The organism is Citrobacter sp. Ce129 (genome assembly GCF_030334545.1).
In the GTDB taxonomy this organism is placed as follows: domain Bacteria; phylum Pseudomonadota; class Gammaproteobacteria; order Enterobacterales; family Enterobacteriaceae; genus Citrobacter; species Citrobacter europaeus.
On sequence record NZ_JAOWDS010000062.1, the window covers coordinates 88,062 to 106,619 of the forward strand.

The window sequence follows — 18,558 nt, forward strand, 5'->3', positions numbered from 1 at the left end:
GCGGAAGAAGAGGCGGATCTTTACGTTGTCTTACGTTCAGACGGGGCCGAAGCCCCGTCATCAGCATCAGTTACGGAACGGGTTGTTGCCGTTGCTGCTGGTTGAACGTGCGGCCGTTGGCTGAGCCGCAGGCATATTGCCCGTGCTGTTAAAGTCATTCACCGCGGCATCTTGCTGCGGATTTTGCGGTGCCACGCTATCCGGAGAAGTTGGGATCGGTTTACCCAGCGTATTGTTCAGCGCCACCAGATCCTGCTCGTTCAGCGTACCGAGCGCAGATTTAACGTTAAGCTGATTAATAAGATAGGTATAACGCGCATTCGCCAGTTGCTGCTTGGCGTTGTACAGCGTGGTGGTGGCATCCAACACATCCACGATGGTACGGGTACCTACGGAATAGCCGGCTTCCATCGCATCTAAAGAGCTTTGGGCAGAGACAACCGCTTGTTTGTACGCGTTAATGCTACTGATGGAAGCATTAATGTTGTTGAACGAAGAACGTACGGTTTGCACCACGCTGCGGTGCGCGCTTTCCAGTTGTTCGCTCGCGCCAACAAAGTTGTACTGCGCTTGTTTCACCTGCGAGTTAACCATTCCGCCCTGGTATAGCGGCAGCGAGAAGCTCAGACCGATTTTGTTCTGGCCCATGTTGCTGTCGTCATACTGGGAACCAGTTGCACCACGGGTTTTAGACCCACTGTAAGAGGTATCAGAAACGCCGGTAGAGGCAGTCAAATCCAGGGTCGGTAAGTGACCATCCTGCGCCTGACGAATCTGCTCACGCGCCAGATCCTGGCTCAAACGCGCCTGCAATAACGTCAGGTTGCGGTTTTCTGCTTCTTTCAGCAGTGCGTTTACCGCCTGCGGTTTGTTGGTTTTAAAGCCGTCAACGTTCAGAGATGCCAGTTCCGGATAATAGTTACCGGTTACCTGACGCAACTCTTCCACAGCGTTATCCAGATTGTTACGCGCGGTAACTTCGTTCGCCAGCACGGTATCGTATTGTGAACGGGCGTTTTGCACGTCAGTGATGGCGACCAGGCCAACGTTAAAACGCTGTGTGGTCTGATCTAACTGACGATAGACCGCATCTTTTTGCGCCTGAGTGTAAGACAGCACGTCAATCGCGTTCAATACTTTAAAATAAGCGGTAGCGGTATTCAGGATCAGCGTTTGCTGATCGGTCTGATACGTTACGTCCTGGATGCCGGCTGATTTTTCTTGCAGCGTCAGGGTGCGCCATTTAGACATGTCGAACAGCGTCTGAGTCAATTGTAATGACGCGCTGGTTGCGTTGGAGTTGACGCCATTTGCATCACGGTAGCCATTGCTGTAGGTGTAATCGGCACCTAAACCCAGTTGCGGCAGTAATGGGCTACGCGCTTCGTTAATTTTTTCGAATGCAGCATCGCGATCGGCGGCGGATTTACGCAATTCCGGGTTGCTCAGGCGTGCTTGCTGATAAACCTGCATCAGGTTTTCTGCCTGGCTCAAAGTACTGAACCCCGACAGGCTCAGGCCGATAAGGATGGGGAGCAATTTCTTCATTTGCATTCCTTGTTGTGAAGCAGTATTTAGCGCTGATCAAATTGTAAAAATATTTGCTGATTCTAGCAGAATCCGCCACTTCAAAAAGTTGGCGTTACGTGCCATACGGCGTTAATTTGCATCAATTTAACACAAGGGCGTTCAAACATCAGTCAAACGACCTTGAAATTCACATTTTAATCACTATTGGTTTCAGGACAGCACAATGCGTAAACCAGACAACTTGCCAATGACTTTCACTAAAAATGATGTAGAAATTATTGCACGAGAAACGCTGTACCGCGGTTTTTTTTCATTGGATCTTTATCGGTTCCGCCATCGCCTGTTTAACGGCGGTATGAGCGGTGAAGTAAAGCGCGAAATTTTTGAGCGCGGACACGCGGCAGTCTTGCTACCCTTTGACCCTGAGCGGGACGAAGTTGTGCTGGTTGAGCAGATCCGCATCGCGGCGTTTGACACCAGCGAAAGCCCGTGGCTCCTGGAAATGGTAGCCGGGATGATCGAAGAGGGTGAAACCGTTGAGGATGTTGCCCGACGTGAAGCGATGGAAGAGGCCGGGCTGGAAGTTAAACGTACGAAGCCCGTTCTGAGCTATCTGGCAAGCCCGGGCGGCACCAGCGAGCGCCTGTCTATTTTAGTTGGCGAAGTGGACGCCACGACCGCGAGCGGGATCCACGGTCTGGCTGATGAAAACGAAGATATTCGTGTTCATGTGGTGAGTCGGGAGCAGGCTTACCAATGGGTAGAAGAGGGGACAATCGACAACGCGGCTTCTGTCATCGCCTTGCAATGGTTACAGCTGCACTATCAAGAGTTAAAAACTGAGTGGAAAAAATGAAGCGTTACACACCTGACTTCCCTGAAATGATGCGCCTGTGCGAAACCAACTATTCGCAATTGCGCCGCCTGTTGCCGCGTAATGACGCAGCCGGTGAAACAGTGAGCTATCAGGTAGCAAACGCACAATATCGGTTAACGATCGTTGAATCGACCCGATACACTACGCTTGTCGCGATCGAACAAACGGCACCGGCGGTCACATACTGGAGCCTGCCGTCATTGACCGTGCGCCTGTATCATGACGCAAGGGTGGCTGAAGTGTGTTCGAGTCAGCAGATCTTTCGCTTCAAAGCGCGGTATGATTATCCAAATAAAAAGTTGCATCAACGCGACGAAAAGCATCAAATTAATCAGTTTCTGGCCGACTGGTTACGGTACTGTTTAGCACATGGAGCGATGGCGATTCCGGTTTATTAGCGTCGTGAAACCTAAGGACACCATTTGGAAAGCCTGTTAACCCTTCCTTTGGCTGGTGAGGCCAGAGTCAGGATCTTACAAATTACAGACACTCACCTGTTTGCCGAAAAGCATGAAACGCTGCTGGGTGTGAACACCTGGGATAGCTATCAATCCGTACTGGATGCAATACATGCAGAGTCGCCTGAGTACGATCTGATCGTCGCGACGGGGGATTTGGCGCAGGATCAATCCGCTGCGGCCTATCAGCATTTTGCTGAGGGCATCGCAAGTTTTCGTGCGCCCTGCGTTTGGCTACCGGGCAATCACGATTTTCAGCCAGCAATGTACAGCGCGCTTCAGGATGCAGGGATTTCCCCCGCTAAACGCGTCTTCATTGGCGAGCAGTGGCAAATCTTGTTGCTCGACAGTCAGGTGTTCGGCGTTCCACACGGTGAGTTAAGCGAATTTCAGCTCGAATGGCTGGAACGTAAACTTGCCGATGCGCCTGAGCGCAATACCTTACTGCTTCTGCATCATCATCCTCTGCCTGCGGGCTGTAGCTGGCTCGATCAGCATAGCCTGCGTAATGCCGCAGAGCTGGATAACGTGCTGGTGAATTATCCTCGCGCTAAATATCTGTTGTGCGGGCATATTCATCAGGAGCTGGATCTGAACTGGAACGGACGCCGCCTGCTGGCGACGCCGTCGACCTGCGTGCAGTTCAAGCCGCACTGTTCCAACTTCACGTTAGATACCATTAGCCCCGGCTGGCGGACGCTGGAGCTTTTTGCTGACGGGACGTTGCAGACTCAGGTACGTCGTCTGCAGGGTAATCGCTTCCACCCTGATACCGCTTCAGAAGGCTACTGATGTCTACGCTTCTCTATCTTCACGGATTTAACAGTTCTCCTCGCTCGGCGAAGGCGTGCTTGCTGAAAAACTGGCTGGCGGAGCACCATCCGCACGTTGAGATGATCGTACCGCAACTGCCGCCGTATCCGGCCCAGGCCGCAGAGATGCTGGAATCGATCATTCTTGAACATGGCGGAGAGTCGCTGGGCATTGTCGGTTCCTCGTTGGGAGGCTATTACGCCACCTGGCTGTCGCAATGTTTTATGCTGCCAGCGGTGGTAGTGAACCCTGCTGTCCGACCTTATGAACTGCTGGTCGACTATCTCGGTCAAAACGAGAACCCCTACACGGGGCAGCAATATGTGCTAGAGTCACGCCATATTTACGATCTTAAAGTCATGCAGATTGACCCGCTGGAAGCGCCGGATTTGATCTGGCTGCTTCAACAAACGGGCGATGAAGTGTTGGACTACCGCCAGGCGGTGGCGTATTACGCTTCCTGCCGCCAGACAGTTATTGAGGGCGGAAACCACGCATTCACGGGCTTCGAAGATTATTTCAACCCGATTGTCGATTTCCTTGGACTGCACAGTTTCTGACGATCAATTCGAATTGCTTATTTAAACCATGACGCAAACTTATAACGCTGATGCCATTGAGGTACTCACTGGGCTTGAGCCGGTACGCCGTCGCCCGGGGATGTACACCGATACCACCCGTCCGAACCATCTTGGACAGGAAGTGATTGATAACAGTGTGGATGAAGCACTGGCGGGCCACGCGAAACGCGTGGACGTGATCTTACATGCCGACCAGTCTCTGGAAGTTATTGATGATGGCCGTGGCATGCCGGTAGACATTCACCCTGAAGAAGGCGTTCCGGCGGTAGAGCTGATCCTCTGTCGTCTGCACGCGGGCGGTAAATTCTCCAACAAGAACTATCAGTTCTCTGGTGGTTTGCATGGGGTGGGGATCTCTGTGGTTAACGCCCTGTCGAAGCGTGTGGAAGTGAACGTGCGCCGTGACGGGCAGGTGTACAACATCGCGTTTGAGAACGGCGATAAGGTGCAGGATTTACAGGTTGTCGGTACCTGCGGTAAACGCAATACCGGAACCAGCGTGCACTTCTGGCCGGATGAAAGCTTCTTTGACAGCCCGCGCTTTTCCGTTTCGCGCTTAACGCACGTACTGAAAGCTAAAGCGGTGCTGTGCCCGGGCGTTGAGATCACCTTCAAGGATGAGGTCAATAACAGCGAACAGCGCTGGTGCTACCAGGATGGTCTGAATGACTATCTGAGCGAAGCGGTGAATGGCCTGCCGACGCTTCCTGAAAAACCGTTTATCGGTAATTTTAGCGGTGAGACGGAAACTGTGGACTGGGCGCTGCTCTGGCTGCCTGAAGGCGGCGAGCTGCTGACCGAAAGCTATGTGAACCTGATCCCAACTATGCAGGGCGGTACGCACGTTAACGGTCTGCGTCAGGGTCTGCTGGATGCGATGCGCGAGTTCTGTGAATACCGCAATATCCTGCCGCGCGGCGTGAAGCTGTCGGCGGAAGATATCTGGGATCGCTGTGCTTACGTGCTGTCGGTAAAAATGCAGGATCCGCAGTTTGCCGGACAAACCAAAGAGCGCCTCTCTTCGCGTCAGTGTGCGGCATTCGTCTCTGGCGTCGTGAAAGATGCTTTCAGCCTGTGGCTGAACCAGAATGTGCAGTCGGCTGAACTGCTGGCTGAGATGGCGATTTCCAGCGCCCAGCGTCGTTTGCGTGCGGCGAAAAAAGTGGTGCGTAAAAAGCTGACCAGCGGTCCGGCGCTGCCGGGGAAACTGGCGGACTGTACCGCTCAGGATCTCAATCGCACCGAACTGTTCCTCGTCGAAGGTGACTCGGCGGGTGGATCGGCAAAACAGGCGCGCGATCGTGAATATCAGGCGATCATGCCGCTGAAAGGTAAGATCCTCAATACCTGGGAAGTTTCTTCCGATGAAGTGCTGGCCTCGCAGGAAGTTCACGATATTTCGGTGGCGATCGGCATCGATCCGGACAGCGACGATCTGAGCCAATTGCGCTACGGCAAGATCTGTATCCTGGCGGATGCGGACTCCGATGGTCTGCACATCGCCACGCTGCTTTGCGCATTGTTTGTGAAACACTTCCGCACGCTGGTGAAACACGGTCACGTCTACGTGGCGCTGCCGCCGTTATACCGTATCGACCTTGGTAAAGAGGTGTATTACGCACTGACGGAAGAAGAGAAAGCGGGCGTGCTGGAGCAGTTAAAGCGCAAGAAAGGCAAGCCGAACGTGCAGCGCTTTAAAGGTCTGGGCGAAATGAACCCGATGCAGTTGCGTGAAACCACGCTGGATCCGAACACCCGTCGCCTGGTGCAGCTCATCATTGATGATGAAGACGATCAGCGTACCAACGCAATGATGGATATGCTGTTGGCCAAGAAGCGTTCTGAAGATCGCCGTAACTGGTTGCAGGAGAAAGGCGACCTGGCGGATCTCGAAGGATAATTGACCGTGAATGCCGGATGGCGGCGTAAACCGCCTTATCCGGCGTTACTGTTTATGCCGCTTGCGATACTGCAGCGGCGTCTCGCCAATGCCTTTGCCGAAGGCGCTGATAAAGTACGTCACCTCTGAAAATCCCACCTTTTGCGCAATCTCCCGCACGCTGATTTCACTGTGTAGCAGCGCTTCACAGGCTTTTCGCAGACGTAGAGTATTGAGATAGTCGAGAATGCTCTCGCCCGTTTCCATCTGGAAGCGGCGGGAAACATAGCTTTTTGATTTGCCCAGCTCCTGCGCCAGCGCCGCCAGACTAAATTTGTGGGTGTAATGCTCATCCAGCCAGAACATTACCTGACTGGCAATTCCACTGCTAATTTCTGGCATATTGCCGTTATCTTCGGGTAACAGGCTGAATAAATTAACTAACAGACAGGCAACCTGCTCAGTGTTCAGCGGCTTCTGTGCAGCCATTTTTTCATAACGGCTGAAAAGAAAATCAACATGGGTGTGGATATCCGCCGCGTCGACAACCCATGCTTCGCTGCCGCGCACGCTCAGATTTTGCAGATGCTGCTGAGTGTGCGGAAAGTCGCGTAGCACCTTCAGCACCGCATGTTGATCGAGATGAATAATGGTACGCCGATAACCATCCCGCGCCTGCTCGTCGACCCATATCTTGTGTAGGGTAAACGGCGGAAAAAAGAACATCCGTCCTGGTCGCATGGTGAACTGCTTATGGTCAACCGTGACCACGCCAAAGCCTTCTTCCACATACAGCACTTCCAGACACTGATGCCAGTGGTGGTAACGCACCGTATTGGCGAATAAACGGCTGAACGATGCAATCGCATCGTTGAGGGCGATCAATTCCAGATGTTCTTGCTGTGAGGATAAGGTCATAGTGCAATAAATTTAAACTTTTGCCGCCGAATAGTAATTTATAAACCCTATTTTTAAATTTCCTCAATCGCTGTTTTACTTTAATGCTGGTGGTGTGATTGACGTAACATTTCTGCTGCTCTGCGATTCACTATTCTTTAGCCACTTAATTCAGAGGGGCAGAGTATGTGGTCAACAACTGAAGAAAAATCAAATCCATTGTCATCACGTGAAGACGTAACGTGCGCTGTTAACGCCATTTTGCGTGCGCTGGATCAGCAGTTTCCGGCGGGACAGGCTCAGTTTTCACTTGGCAATACCTGTGCTCACTACAGCGTGGATATTGCCTGTATGGAAGGACTTTCCCGGGCGCTGTGGGGACTGTTTCCGCTGATGGCGGGCGGGGCTGATGCGCCGTATGCCGAAAAATACATTCAGGCGATAAAACTTGGCACCGATCCGCAAAGTCCTCACTACTGGGGGGATACCGGCCCGTACGATCAGCGCCTGGTCGAGATGGCTGCATATGGTCTGGGTCTGGCATTGTTACAGACGCAACTGACGGACTGCTTCTCCTTGCGCGAACGTGAAAATCTGCATTGCTGGCTGAACCAGATAACCGACGCGCAAATGCCGGACAGCAACTGGAACTACTTTGCGATTATCGTTCAGCTTGGCTTCAAGCGGGCGGGTCTGCCTTATGATCAGGCTGCTATCGATCGCCGTTTTGAACTGATGGAAGCCTACTATCTCGGTGACGGCTGGTATTCCGATGGTCCCGGGCGTCCGAAAGATTACTACATCTCTATGGCCTTCCATTTTTATGGCCTGTTATATGCCACCCTAAGCCCCGATGATGCCGATCGCGCCGCCACTCTGCGTGAGCGCTCGCGTCTGTTTGCCGAAGATTTCATTTATCTGTCCGCAGCAGACGGCGCATCGGTGCCGTTTGGCCGCAGCCTGACCTACCGCTTTGCCATGGTTGCGTTCTGGAGCGCAGTAGCGTTTGCTGAACTGGATGTCTTTTCGCCAGGCGTTATTAAAGGCGTGATCCTGCGCCATCTGCGTTGGTGGCAGAAGCAGCCGATTTTCGATCGTGATGGCATTCTGACACTGGGGTTTGCCTATCCGAACCTGGCGATGTGCGAAGATTACAACTCGCCGGGATCGCCCTACTGGGCATTGAAGGTCTTTTTGATCCTCGCTCTGCCCGAGAAGCATCCCTTCTGGCAGGCTGAAGAGCAGGCCTTACCCGTACTTGACGAAAAACGGGTGATTACGCATGCCGCGCAGATCATGCAGCACAGTGAGCATTCTGAACATGTCACGATGCTGACCTCAGGCCAGCTTGAACTGAACAACTACGTCAATACCGAAGCCAAATACACCAAATTCGCCTACTCCAGCCGTTTCGGTTTCACCATTGAGCGTGGTCGTTACGGCATCAAACATGCGGCCTGTGATTCTATGCTGCTGTTGGCAGACGGCGATGGCTACTATCGTGGCCGTCGTCAGTGCGATGACGTTCGGGTTGATGAGAATTTTATCTGGTCCCGCTGGTCTCCCTGGCATGACGTTACCCTTGATACATGGCTGGTCCCGTTTGGTGAGTGGCATCTTCGTTTGCATCGTATTCACAGCGCGCGAAGCCTGCAAACGGTGGAAGGGGGATTTGCGGTAATGAAAGCCGAGCCTCAGCTACGCGATCGCGGCTGTCTCATTGCGGCACGTAATGGAACCAGCGTTATCGTTGATCTTTCACCGTCCATAGTTCGTCAGCCAGACAACGTGGTCACGCCGCCAAACAGCAGCATCATGTTCCCTGAATGCGCCTCGATCCCTGTGCTTACCGCCGAAATCCCACAGGGCGAAAGCTGGCTTTGCTGCGCCGTGAGCGCCAGTGGACAGCAAAGACAGTACGCCGCCGTTCCGCTGCTTTCTATCAACAATAGCCAGGTTGTTATTCAGCAGCCTGAAAGTGCACGCCAGTTGTCGTTCTTTTTATAGCGAGGATGGTATGAAAAATAGTTCAATGGGAAATCGGACTGAATATTATAAAATAAGTAGTTTTATATTCCTCTATTTCTTTACGTGGTCTGCAAGTATTGGTCTGCTGGCTATCTGGTTAGGGCAAAAAGCGCAATTGAGTGGTACGGTGATCGGCACCGTATTTGCCGTGAATGGTATTTTTTCGGTTATTCTGAAACCTATTTATGGCTATATTCTCGATAAAATAGGGATGAGTAAATATCTGCTCTATTTTGTCGTGGTGATGTCTGCATTAATGGCACCCTTTTTTATTTATATCTATCAGCCATTATTACTGTCCCATACAATGCTGGGCATTATCGTTGGCGCGATTTACTTAAGCTTTGCGTGGTATGCCGGGGTGGCTGCCTGTGAATCGTATTCCGATCGCTACAGCCGCCTGAACGGCATGGAGTTTGGGCAAATCCGCATGTGGGGGTCACTTGGCTGGGCAGTGGCGTCATCGTTCTCTGGCCTGCTATTTAACCTCTCTCCGGCCTATAACTTTATGCTCGGCAGCGTGGCGTCGGTGGTGATGCTGGTCGTTCTGCTGAGTCTGAAAGTCAATGTCAATGCGGCCAACGCCTCGCAGGTGTTAACCAAAGAGAAAATCGCCCCGGCGGATGTGTACGCCCTGCTGCGAAATCGCAAATTCTGGGCATTCTGCCTGTATGTTGCAGGCGTAGCGTGGATGATGTTCATCGCTGAGCAGCAGTTCTCCCGCTACTTCGTCACTTTCTTCTCGGATGTGCATGAAGGGAACGCCGTGTTTGGCTATCTTGGGACCGTGCAGTCGGGAATGGAATTTGTCATGTACATGGTCATCCCGTTATTCGTCAATTATGTTGGCGCGAAGCGTGGCCTGCTGATTGTTGGGCTGCTGGTGGGCGCACGGTTGGTTATCTCCGGTCTGTGCGACTCTCATCTGCTCATTTCTGTGCTGAAACCGCTATACGGTCTGGAGATCTGTTTATTACTGGTTTCCGTCTTTAAATATATTGCCGAGCATTTTGATAAACGGGTAAATGCGACCATGTATTTACTGGGTTATCAGGCCATGCTGTATGTCGGTAACGTAGTAGTTTCATCACCTGCTGGATTAATGTATGACCGGATCGGTTTTGAGAAGACATATATCATTATGGGCATTGTGGCGCTGATCTTTACATTGATATCAGCATTTACTTTATCTGCCTGTCAGAGCAAACGAGGCAAAAATATCGCTCTCGATATTGCTGAAAATAATCCTGCAAAATAATTTACGTAAGAAGGAACCGAAATATGTTAAATCATATCGTTGAGGAATCGTTGCGCGTATTTCCTGGCAGCCCGGTTAATCCCGGTAGCTTTCAGGATCAAATGAGTAGCGCTCGAGAACATGTCCTCGAATTGATTAGCCGTCATTTAACGGAATTCGGTGAACAATTTCCTGCCGAAACCTGTGTGCAAGGTTATTACCCGCTGACAGAGAATGTGGAATGGACGACCAGCTTCTGGACCGGGCAGTTATGGCTGGCGTGGGAAATGAGTGGTGAGAGCAAATTTCGTGAGATGGCGGAGAAACATGTGCGTTCGTTTGGCTTGCGTATTGCCGGACGCCACGATACCAACACCCACGACCTGGGATTCCTCTACACGCTTTCCTGCGTGGCGGCCTGGCGATTGACGGGCAATCGTGATGCGCGAGGGTTTTCCCTGATGGCGGCAGAAGCGCTGTTGGAGCGTTTTCATGAAAAGGCGCAGATCATCCAGGCATGGGGCGATCTTCGCGATCCCGAGCAGGCCGGGCGGATGATCATCGACTGCAATATGAATTTGCCGCTGTTGTACTGGGCAAGCGAGCAAACTGGCGATCCGCGTTTTGCGAATGCCGCCAAAGCGCACGTTGCGCAGGCAGCAAAATACCTGATCCGCCAGGATGCCTCGACCTTCCACACCTACTATATGGACGTGCAAACCGGTGAGCCGCGTTACGGTAATACTCAGCAGGGCTATGCCGACGATTCTTGCTGGTCGCGTGGGCAGGCGTGGGGAATTTATGGTTTTCTGCTGAGCTATATCTACACCGGTGATACCCAGATGGTGCAGCTGTCGAAAAAGTTGGCCAACTACTTTCTTAATCGTTTGCCGGAAGATGCCGTTTGCCATTGGGATCTGGCATTAGTCGGGACCGATGCGCTGCGCGATTCATCTTCGGCAGCGATTGCCGTCTGCGGTCTGCTGGAGCTGATTAAACACCTGCCGGTGACCGATCCGGATCGCGAGCGCTATCAGCAGTGGGCGATGGGGATCATGTCTTCGCTGACCAGGCACTATCTGATGGGCAAAGATGAGCTGGGGAACGGGCTACTGAAACACTCGGTGTATCACCTGTCGAGCAACAAAGGGGTCGATGAGTGCGCAAGCTGGGGGGATTATTTCTACGTTGAAGCGTTAATGCGCTTCACTCAGAGCTGGAAGCTTTACTGGTAAAGAATGCCCGGTGGCGCTGCGCTTACCGGGCCTGGAGATTGCTGTGTAAGCCGGATACGTCTGTTTGTGGCGTTATCCGGCAAATCGACAATCTTAAATGCCAGATTCCAGAATACGAATATTCATCTCCAGCACATCACCTTTCACTGCTTCGCTATAGGCTTTCATGTGCGGTGTCTGCAAATGCGCTTCAAGATGCGCAATGCTTTCCCACTGTTCAATCATTACGATTGAGTCTGGGGCCGTGGTCTGAAAACTGACGCCAGCAGCATGATCGACCATCGGCGCGTAGCCGTGGCAGCCTTCTTCTTTCAGTACGGTCGGAACGATTTTAGCGAACTGATCCAGTACCGCCTGGCGGTGATGTTGACCTGGACGTGTACGGATTTCTGCAATAACGGTAAGCATGGTTAACTCCTTCTAATTCCAGGTTACCAGTTAACCAAAAATTTCGTTCAGATGCTTGCGATATTCTGCGATATAACGCGGGACGTCCGGCATTTTAATCACGTCATTGGTGATAAAGGTCGGCAGCGCTTCCATTCCCAGGAACTGGTTTGCTTTATGGAACGGGAGATAAACGCCATCAACGCCAACGCCATGGAAGAACTGATCTTTTTCTGTGAAGGCTTCCATCGGTGCGTTCCAGGTCAGAGACAACATGTATTTTTTGCCCTGAATCAGCCCGCCGGAACCGTATTTTTTAGAGGCATCTGAACGTGTACGGCCATCGCTGGCATACAGCGTACCGTGACCTGCGGTAAACACGTCATCGATGTATTTTTTCACGGTCCACGGTGCGCCCATCCACCAGCCAGGCATTTGCCAGATAACCGCATCGGCCCACACGAAGTTCTGCACTTCTGTTTGAACGTCATAATCGCTGTCTGCGCGTACGACTTTAACATCATGCCCGAGGTCGCGCAGGATACCGTCCGCGACCTCGGTCAGGGTGTCATTCAGTTGACCATTAGAATGGCCGAATTTTTTCGCACCATTGATAATCAGAATGTTGCTCATTTTGTGTCCTCAAGGAAATACGTTTGAGGACGATTTTACTCCCACCAGCGGTGCGGTGAAATTAGCAAAATGTGCAAAGTCTTTTGCTGTTTGAGCAATAATAACCCAGTTACCAACTGACCTTAGCTTCAAAGCCACCTTGCGGAGCGTTACCAAATGAGGCTGACATTCCATGCAAAGTCGCGATACGGCGGACAATCGACAGGCCGAGACCGCTGCCGGTCACGCTTTGTCCCGGAGGGCGATAAAAGCGTTCACCGATGTGGGTAAGGACCTCAGGCGCGATGCCAGGACCATTATCTTTGACGCTGAAATTGCGGGCGTTGAGCGTCACTTCCACAATGCTACCCTGCGGACTGTAGCGGATCGCATTATCCAGCAGATTTCGTACCATCAGGCTGAGTAACAGCGGCTGTCCCGTACGCGTAATGTCGTGCGCGTTAATCTGCAAACGCACATCGATGTGCGCCTGCTGGGCCGGGTGGTAGATATCCATCACCGCGGATTGCAGTAGCTCCTCCAGCGAGATTTCCGCTACATCCTGAAGATTGTCGAGGGAGTCGAGGCGCGAAAGCGTCAGGAGCTGATCGACCAGTCGGGTGGCGCGTTCAATGCCGGTTTGCATCTGCATTAAGGCTTTTTGCCTTGCCTGCGGATCATCGTCAGACAATTGCGCCACTTCGGCCTGTACTTTCAGCGCGGTGAGTGGGCTACGTAGTTCATGAGCCGCATCGGAAGTAAAGCGCCGTTCGCGCACCATGGTGGTGTGAATACGGATAAAAAGTTGGTTGAGCGATTCAACCAGCGGGCGAACCTCGCCGGGAATGCCTTTTAAACTGAGGGGATCTTCAGATTCCGGGTCGCGCAAACGTAACGCCTGCGCCAGTTTTTTCAGGGGTTTGAGCTCAAGACTTAACAATACGATCAGGATTAATAGCATCAATGGCAATGCGATAAGCCAGGGTACCAGTTGCGTTGTCACAATCGCCAGGGCCATGTCTTCACGGTATTCCCATTCCTGCCCCACAACGATGCGGTATTTTTTATCCGCCGACGTCAGCCAGACAAAGCGCCATTTATCGTTGTCGCCGGTTAAAAAGCCATCGTCAAAACCTTCCCGGCGATAGCTATAGGGAATGTACTGACCATTGTCGCCATCGTGGAGCACCATTTTCCCTTCTGGCGTATAGACAGCAAAGGTCAGCACATCGTCATCAATATGGCCATGTTTGAATTTTTTCGGCGTATGCGCAATGCGCTCTGAGGCTTTTAGCTCGTCAAGATCCAGCGTGCTGAGCCGTTTGGCGAACAGCATCAGTTGCGTATCAAACAGCTCATCGACGTTATCGGTAGTCTGCTTCCAGGCCACAAAGCTGGAAACGGCCCAGGTCGCTGATGCCAGAATCAAAAAAATAAGCGTTAGCCTGACGCGCAGGCTGAGGCGTTGTGTGAGTTTCATGCGTCACCCAGGGTGTAGCCAATGCCATGCACAGTACGGATAAAGTCGCTGCCGAGCTTACGGCGTAAGTGATGGACGTGTACTTCAACCGCATTGCTGGAGACGTTTTCGTCCCAGGTATACAGTTTTTCTTCAATCAGTTTGCGTGGCAGGACGCGACCTTTGTTGCGCATAAGTAGCTCCAGCAGCGCGAACTCTTTGGGTTTGAGAGACAAAGGCTCATCCGCCGCCGTGGCGACCAGCGCGCCGGGATCGAGCGTCACCTGACCATGGCGTAATATGCTGCTGGCCTGGCCGCTGGCACGGCGCACCAGCGCCTCCAGCCTCGCGGCAACTTCAATCAGCGCAAAGGGTTTGCACAGATAGTCATCCGCGCCCAGACGTAAGCCTTCAACGCGTTCTGCCAGCGCGTCGCGAGCGGTCAGGATCAGCACCGGCTCCTGCTTCCCGTTGGCTCGCCATTCGCGCAAGATGTCCCGTCCGTCAATGCCAGGCAGCGTCAGGTCGAGGATAACTGCATCATAAGGAGCGCTATAAAGCGCTTCTTTCCCCTGACGGCCTTCGCTAAACCAGTCGATGCTGAAACCCATTTTATTCAGACCCGTTTTCAGACCATCGCCAATCAATGTGTCATCTTCGATCAGTAAAATACGCATATGTTCTTCCCTGCCGCCGCTTTCTTTACCATCAGTAAACCTGTGGCTACAGCCTCTGTACAGCAAAAAAAGTATCTTTTTTTGCCTTAAGAACTTGTTAAGGATTAACTTATTTAATAGTCGTAAACCAACATGAAAGGGAGACATGACGATGAAAAAATTAGCTGCAATGGTTGCCGTAATGGCACTGTGTTCCGCACCTGTTCTGGCAGCTCAGCAGGGCGGCTTCTCTGGACCAACCACCACCACGCAAAGCCAAAACGGCGGATTTGTCGGCCCGAACGGTAGCAGCACAACGGTAGAAAGCGCCAAATCGCTGCGTGATGACACCTGGGTTACCCTGCGTGGGAACATCGTTGAACGTATTTCCGACGACCTGTATGTGTTTAAAGATGCGACCGGCACGGTGAATGTGGATATCGACCACAAGCGCTGGAACGGTGTAACCGTCACGCCGCAGGATGTGGTTGAAATCCAGGGCGAGGTGGATAAAGACTGGAACTCCGTTGAAATCGACGTGAAACAGATTACCAAAGTTGCCAAATAATCCCCATCAGGGCCGCATTCGCGGCCCTTTTCTTTGTGACTCAACACGCCAGATAGGGTAGTATCTGCGGCAATATTGCCCTTTCATTGAGGGGTATAAAGTTGAGGAACCACGATTAATGAGCGATATGGCAGAGCGCCTGGCGCTGCATGAATTCACGGAAAACGCTTATCTGAACTACTCCATGTACGTCATCATGGACAGGGCGTTGCCGTTTATTGGCGATGGTTTGAAACCCGTTCAGCGTCGCATCGTGTACGCGATGTCCGAACTGGGGCTGAATGCCAGCGCCAAATTTAAAAAATCCGCCCGTACCGTCGGTGACGTGCTGGGTAAATACCATCCACACGGCGACAGCGCTTGTTATGAAGCGATGGTGCTGATGGCGCAGCCGTTCTCTTACCGTTATCCGCTGGTTGACGGGCAGGGGAACTGGGGGGCGCCAGACGATCCGAAATCCTTCGCGGCGATGCGTTATACCGAATCCCGCCTGTCTAAATATGCGGAAGTCCTGCTGGGTGAACTCGGTCAGGGAACGTCAGACTGGGTGCCAAACTTCGACGGCACCATGCAGGAGCCGAAGATGCTGCCTGCACGTTTGCCCAATATTCTGCTGAATGGTACGACCGGTATTGCCGTGGGTATGGCGACGGACATTCCGCCGCACAACCTGCGTGAAGTGGCAAAAGCAGCGATTACTCTGATTGAGCAGCCGAAAACGACGCTGGATCAGTTGCTGGATATTGTACAGGGGCCGGATTACCCGACCGAAGCAGAGATCATTACCTCGCGTGCGGAGATTCGTAAGATTTACGAAAACGGACGCGGCTCCGTACGTATGCGTGCGGTATGGACGAAAGAAGACGGCGCAGTGGTGATTTCCGCGCTGCCGCATCAGGTTTCCGGGGCAAAAGTGCTGGAGCAGATCGCCGCTCAAATGCGCAATAAAAAGCTGCCGATGGTAGACGACCTGCGCGACGAATCGGATCACGAAAACCCGACCCGTCTGGTGATTGTCCCGCGCTCTAATCGCGTAGATATGGAGCAGGTGATGAACCACCTGTTTGCCACTACCGATCTGGAAAAAAGCTACCGCATCAACCTGAACATGATCGGTCTTGATGGGCGTCCGGCGGTGAAAAACCTGCTGGAGATCCTCACCGAATGGCTGGCGTTCCGCCGTGATACCGTGCGTCGTCGCCTGAACTATCGTCTGGAAAAAGTGCTTAAACGCCTGCACATCCTTGAAGGTTTGCTGGTGGCGTTCCTCAACATTGACGAAGTGATCGAAATCATTCGTCATGAAGATGAACCTAAGCCCGAGCTGATGTCGCGGTTTGGTATTTCTGAAACCCAGGCTGAAGCCATCCTTGAGCTGAAATTGCGCCACCTTGCCAAACTCGAAGAGATGAAAATCCGCGGTGAGCAGGATGAACTGGCGAAAGAGCGCGATCAACTGCAGGGCATTCTGGCTTCCGAGCGTAAAATGAGTAACCTGCTGAAGAAAGAACTGCAGGCTGACGCCGAGGCCTATGGCGACGATCGTCGCTCTCCGCTGACAGAGCGCGAAGAAGCGAAGGCGATGAGCGAGCACGACATGCTGCCGTCAGAGCCGGTGACCATTGTGTTGTCCCAGAGTGGCTGGGTGCGTAGTGCGAAAGGCCACGACATCGATGCGCCAGGATTAAGCTATAAAGCGGGCGACAGCTTTAAGTCGGCAGTGAAGGGTAAGAGCAACCAGCCGGTGGTGTTCGTTGACTCGACCGGGCGCAGCTATGCCATCGACCCGATTACGCTGCCGTCGGCGCGTGGCCAGGGCGAACCATTGACCGGTAAGCTCACTCTGCCGCCGGGTGCGACGGTTGAGCACATGCTGATGGAAGGCGACGATCAGAAACTGCTGATGGCTTCCGATGCGGGCTATGGTTTTGTCTGCACCTTCAATGACCTGGTAGCACGTAACCGTGCTGGTAAGGCATTAATTACGCTGCCAGAAAATGCGCGCGTGATGCAGCCAGTGGTGATTGAAGATGAAACCGATATGCTGCTGGCCATCACCCAGGCTGGTCGCATGTTGATGTTCCCGGTAAGCGATTTGCCACAATTGTCTAAAGGCAAAGGGAACAAGATTATCAATATCCCTTCAGCGGAAGCGGCGAAAGGCGAAGATGGCCTGGCGAAGCTCTACGTGCTGCCGCCACAAAGCACGCTGACCATCCACGTCGGTAAGCGCAAAATTAAACTGCGTCCTGAAGAGTTGCAGAAAGTAACCGGCGAGCGTGGCCGTCGCGGGACGCTAATGCGTGGTCTGCAGCGTATCGACAGCATTGATATTGACTCGCCTAGACGCGCCAGTCACGGCGACAGCGAAGAATAACGCTACCGTCCGGCTCTCCCTGTTTTAGCCCAGGGAGAGCCAACGTTAAAAATTCCCGTGAAACCGTTGTTTATTCGTGCGTTGCGATTAACAATACGCTTTTCCAGAGAGCCGCCCTTAACAAAGCCCTAACCTGATACTGCATGATGAATCAGGTGACGTAAAATGCCAGGCTCTTAGGCCTTAGAGGTTGTTATGCTATATATTTTTCGTTTAATCATTACTGTTATTTACTGCATTCTGGTCTGTATTTTCGGTTGTATATACTGTCTGTTCAGCCCACGAAATCCAAAACACGTCGCAACGTTCGGTCATATGTTTGGCCGCCTGGCTCCCCTTTATGGCCTGAAGGTCGAGTGCCGCATGCCGGCAGACGCGCAGAACTATGGTAATGCTATCTATATTTGTAACCATCAGAACAACTATGACATGGTTACCGCGGCGAATATCGTTCAGCCGCCGACGGTGACGGTAGGTAAAAAAAGCCTGCTGTGGATCCCGTTCTTCGGGCAGTTGTACTGGTTAACCGGCAACCTGCTGATTGACAGAAACAACCGCGCAAAAGCGCACAGCACCATTGCAGCCGTGGTGAACCATTTCAAAAAACGTCGCATTTCTATCTGGATGTTCCCGGAAGGAACGCGCAGCCGTGGTCGCGGTTTGCTGCCGTTTAAAACCGGTGCGTTTCATGCGGCGATTGCGGCGGGTGTCCCGGTCATTCCAGTGTGCGTTTCAACAACCTCGAACAAGATAAAACTCAACCGACTCAATAATGGTCTGGCGATTGTAGAGATGCTGCCGCCGGTGGATATTAGCCACTTTGGGAAAGATCAGGTTCGTGAACTGGCAGCGCATTGCCGTACGCTGATGGAACAAAAAATCGCAGAACTCGATAAAGAAGTTGCTGAGCGGGAAGCCGCCGGTAAGGTTTAATCCGCGCAATTCGGGTTTTTTACAGGAAAAG

Annotated in this window: 17 protein-coding genes; 11 read left to right on the forward strand and 6 right to left on the reverse strand. The window is 52.4% G+C overall.

The genetic code is table 11. From position 1 onward, the window contains the following. Positions 1 to 66: 66 nt before the first annotated feature. Positions 67 to 1,548 carry an outer membrane channel protein TolC gene (gene tolC / locus OGV77_RS12405; protein ID WP_043017643.1) on the reverse strand — a complete coding sequence of 494 codons (1,482 nt, stop codon included), beginning with the start codon at positions 1,546 to 1,548 and terminating at the stop codon, positions 67 to 69. A gap of 205 nt (positions 1,549 to 1,753) precedes the next feature. On the opposite strand from tolC, the gene nudF reads away from it, so the two are divergent. From nudF to parE, 5 genes are read left to right on the forward strand one after another with little or no spacing between them, the layout of a single operon-like run. Beyond that, on the forward strand, positions 1,754 to 2,386 hold the full coding sequence (gene nudF / locus OGV77_RS12410; protein ID WP_047408566.1) for an ADP-ribose diphosphatase: 633 nt from the start codon (positions 1,754 to 1,756) through the stop codon (positions 2,384 to 2,386). Beyond that, positions 2,383 to 2,805 carry a DUF1249 family protein gene (locus OGV77_RS12415; RefSeq protein WP_003024582.1) on the forward strand — a complete coding sequence of 141 codons (423 nt, stop codon included), beginning with the start codon at positions 2,383 to 2,385 and terminating at the stop codon, positions 2,803 to 2,805. The genes nudF and OGV77_RS12415 overlap by 4 nt, the downstream gene beginning before the upstream one ends. 24 nt (positions 2,806 to 2,829) lie before the next feature. Further along, entirely contained in the window at positions 2,830 to 3,657 is an 828-nt protein-coding gene (cpdA, locus tag OGV77_RS12420) for a 3',5'-cyclic-AMP phosphodiesterase (protein ID WP_043017641.1), read from the forward strand. Beyond that, on the forward strand, positions 3,657 to 4,238 hold the full coding sequence (yqiA, locus tag OGV77_RS12425; RefSeq protein WP_003024575.1) for an esterase YqiA: 582 nt from the start codon (positions 3,657 to 3,659) through the stop codon (positions 4,236 to 4,238). Before cpdA ends, yqiA begins: the two co-directional genes overlap by 1 nt. A gap of 28 nt (positions 4,239 to 4,266) precedes the next feature. Next, positions 4,267 to 6,159, forward strand: a complete 1,893-nt coding sequence (gene parE, locus OGV77_RS12430; protein ID WP_003024571.1) for a DNA topoisomerase IV subunit B — start codon at positions 4,267 to 4,269, stop codon at positions 6,157 to 6,159. 45 nt (positions 6,160 to 6,204) lie between these two features. Here the strand turns inward: parE and OGV77_RS12435 are convergent, their stop codons facing one another. Next, entirely contained in the window at positions 6,205 to 7,056 is an 852-nt protein-coding gene (locus OGV77_RS12435; RefSeq protein WP_043017639.1) for a helix-turn-helix transcriptional regulator, read from the reverse strand. A 165-nt stretch (positions 7,057 to 7,221) separates the two neighbouring features. Between OGV77_RS12435 and OGV77_RS12440 the strand changes: the two genes are divergently transcribed. The 3 genes from OGV77_RS12440 to OGV77_RS12450 are packed head-to-tail and all read left to right on the forward strand — an operon-like array spanning position 7,222 to position 11,535. Then, positions 7,222 to 9,042 carry a DUF2264 domain-containing protein gene (locus tag OGV77_RS12440; protein ID WP_087051190.1) on the forward strand — a complete coding sequence of 607 codons (1,821 nt, stop codon included), beginning with the start codon at positions 7,222 to 7,224 and terminating at the stop codon, positions 9,040 to 9,042. Between the two features lie 10 nt (positions 9,043 to 9,052). Further along, positions 9,053 to 10,321: an oligosaccharide MFS transporter gene (locus OGV77_RS12445; protein ID WP_087051191.1), complete on the forward strand. Its 1,269-nt coding sequence runs from the start codon at positions 9,053 to 9,055 to the stop codon at positions 10,319 to 10,321. 23 nt (positions 10,322 to 10,344) lie between these two features. Beyond that, entirely contained in the window at positions 10,345 to 11,535 is a 1,191-nt protein-coding gene (locus tag OGV77_RS12450) for a glycoside hydrolase family 88 protein (RefSeq protein WP_087051192.1), read from the forward strand. Positions 11,536 to 11,628: 93 nt separating this feature from the next. On the opposite strand, the gene OGV77_RS12455 is transcribed toward OGV77_RS12450, so the two are convergent. The 4 genes from OGV77_RS12455 to qseB all read right to left on the reverse strand — a co-directional run bounded on the left by OGV77_RS12455 (position 11,629) and on the right by qseB (position 14,670). Then, the gene (locus OGV77_RS12455; protein ID WP_042289259.1) at positions 11,629 to 11,943 is read right to left on the reverse strand and encodes a putative quinol monooxygenase; all 315 of its coding nucleotides are present in this window, start codon (positions 11,941 to 11,943) and stop codon (positions 11,629 to 11,631) included. Between the two features lie 30 nt (positions 11,944 to 11,973). Further along, positions 11,974 to 12,555 (reverse strand): NAD(P)H-dependent oxidoreductase, encoded by a 582-nt coding sequence (locus OGV77_RS12460; RefSeq protein ID WP_043017635.1) that lies wholly within the window; start codon positions 12,553 to 12,555, stop codon positions 11,974 to 11,976. A gap of 109 nt (positions 12,556 to 12,664) precedes the next feature. Beyond that, positions 12,665 to 14,014: a quorum sensing histidine kinase QseC gene (gene qseC, locus OGV77_RS12465; RefSeq protein ID WP_087051193.1), complete on the reverse strand. Its 1,350-nt coding sequence runs from the start codon at positions 14,012 to 14,014 to the stop codon at positions 12,665 to 12,667. Further along, on the reverse strand, positions 14,011 to 14,670 hold the full coding sequence (gene qseB, locus OGV77_RS12470; protein ID WP_080626089.1) for a quorum sensing response regulator transcription factor QseB: 660 nt from the start codon (positions 14,668 to 14,670) through the stop codon (positions 14,011 to 14,013). The genes qseC and qseB overlap by 4 nt, the downstream gene beginning before the upstream one ends. A 151-nt stretch (positions 14,671 to 14,821) precedes the next feature. Here qseB and OGV77_RS12475 point away from each other — a divergent pair, with 151 nt between their 5' ends. The 3 genes from OGV77_RS12475 to plsC all read left to right on the forward strand — a co-directional run bounded on the left by OGV77_RS12475 (position 14,822) and on the right by plsC (position 18,527). Then, positions 14,822 to 15,217, forward strand: a complete 396-nt coding sequence (locus tag OGV77_RS12475; RefSeq protein ID WP_005123105.1) for a YgiW/YdeI family stress tolerance OB fold protein — start codon at positions 14,822 to 14,824, stop codon at positions 15,215 to 15,217. Positions 15,218 to 15,335: 118 nt separating this feature from the next. Continuing rightward, positions 15,336 to 17,594 carry a DNA topoisomerase IV subunit A gene (gene parC / locus OGV77_RS12480; RefSeq protein ID WP_043017632.1) on the forward strand — a complete coding sequence of 753 codons (2,259 nt, stop codon included), beginning with the start codon at positions 15,336 to 15,338 and terminating at the stop codon, positions 17,592 to 17,594. A gap of 195 nt (positions 17,595 to 17,789) precedes the next feature. Next, positions 17,790 to 18,527, forward strand: a complete 738-nt coding sequence (gene plsC, locus OGV77_RS12485; RefSeq protein WP_043017631.1) for a 1-acylglycerol-3-phosphate O-acyltransferase — start codon at positions 17,790 to 17,792, stop codon at positions 18,525 to 18,527. The last annotated feature ends 31 nt before the right edge of the window (positions 18,528 to 18,558 follow it).

What these genes read in the sequence shown, in the direction of transcription:
- parC (WP_043017632.1), top strand. Translation starts at nt 15,336, where the DNA reads ATGAGCGATATGGCAGAGCGCCTGGCGCTGCATGAATTCACGGAAAAC.
- nudF (WP_047408566.1), top strand. Translation starts at nt 1,754, where the DNA reads ATGCGTAAACCAGACAACTTGCCAATGACTTTCACTAAAAATGATGTA.
- tolC (WP_043017643.1), bottom strand. Translation starts at nt 1,548, where the DNA reads ATGAAGAAATTGCTCCCCATCCTTATCGGCCTGAGCCTGTCGGGGTTC.
- OGV77_RS12460 (WP_043017635.1), bottom strand. Translation starts at nt 12,555, where the DNA reads ATGAGCAACATTCTGATTATCAATGGTGCGAAAAAATTCGGCCATTCT.
- OGV77_RS12455 (WP_042289259.1), bottom strand. Translation starts at nt 11,943, where the DNA reads ATGCTTACCGTTATTGCAGAAATCCGTACACGTCCAGGTCAACATCAC.
- OGV77_RS12445 (WP_087051191.1), top strand. Translation starts at nt 9,053, where the DNA reads ATGAAAAATAGTTCAATGGGAAATCGGACTGAATATTATAAAATAAGT.
- OGV77_RS12475 (WP_005123105.1), top strand. Translation starts at nt 14,822, where the DNA reads ATGAAAAAATTAGCTGCAATGGTTGCCGTAATGGCACTGTGTTCCGCA.
- plsC (WP_043017631.1), top strand. Translation starts at nt 17,790, where the DNA reads ATGCTATATATTTTTCGTTTAATCATTACTGTTATTTACTGCATTCTG.
- parE (WP_003024571.1), top strand. Translation starts at nt 4,267, where the DNA reads ATGACGCAAACTTATAACGCTGATGCCATTGAGGTACTCACTGGGCTT.
- yqiA (WP_003024575.1), top strand. Translation starts at nt 3,657, where the DNA reads ATGTCTACGCTTCTCTATCTTCACGGATTTAACAGTTCTCCTCGCTCG.
- OGV77_RS12450 (WP_087051192.1), top strand. Translation starts at nt 10,345, where the DNA reads ATGTTAAATCATATCGTTGAGGAATCGTTGCGCGTATTTCCTGGCAGC.
- qseB (WP_080626089.1), bottom strand. Translation starts at nt 14,670, where the DNA reads ATGCGTATTTTACTGATCGAAGATGACACATTGATTGGCGATGGTCTG.
- OGV77_RS12435 (WP_043017639.1), bottom strand. Translation starts at nt 7,056, where the DNA reads ATGACCTTATCCTCACAGCAAGAACATCTGGAATTGATCGCCCTCAAC.
- qseC (WP_087051193.1), bottom strand. Translation starts at nt 14,014, where the DNA reads ATGAAACTCACACAACGCCTCAGCCTGCGCGTCAGGCTAACGCTTATT.
- OGV77_RS12415 (WP_003024582.1), top strand. Translation starts at nt 2,383, where the DNA reads ATGAAGCGTTACACACCTGACTTCCCTGAAATGATGCGCCTGTGCGAA.
- OGV77_RS12440 (WP_087051190.1), top strand. Translation starts at nt 7,222, where the DNA reads ATGTGGTCAACAACTGAAGAAAAATCAAATCCATTGTCATCACGTGAA.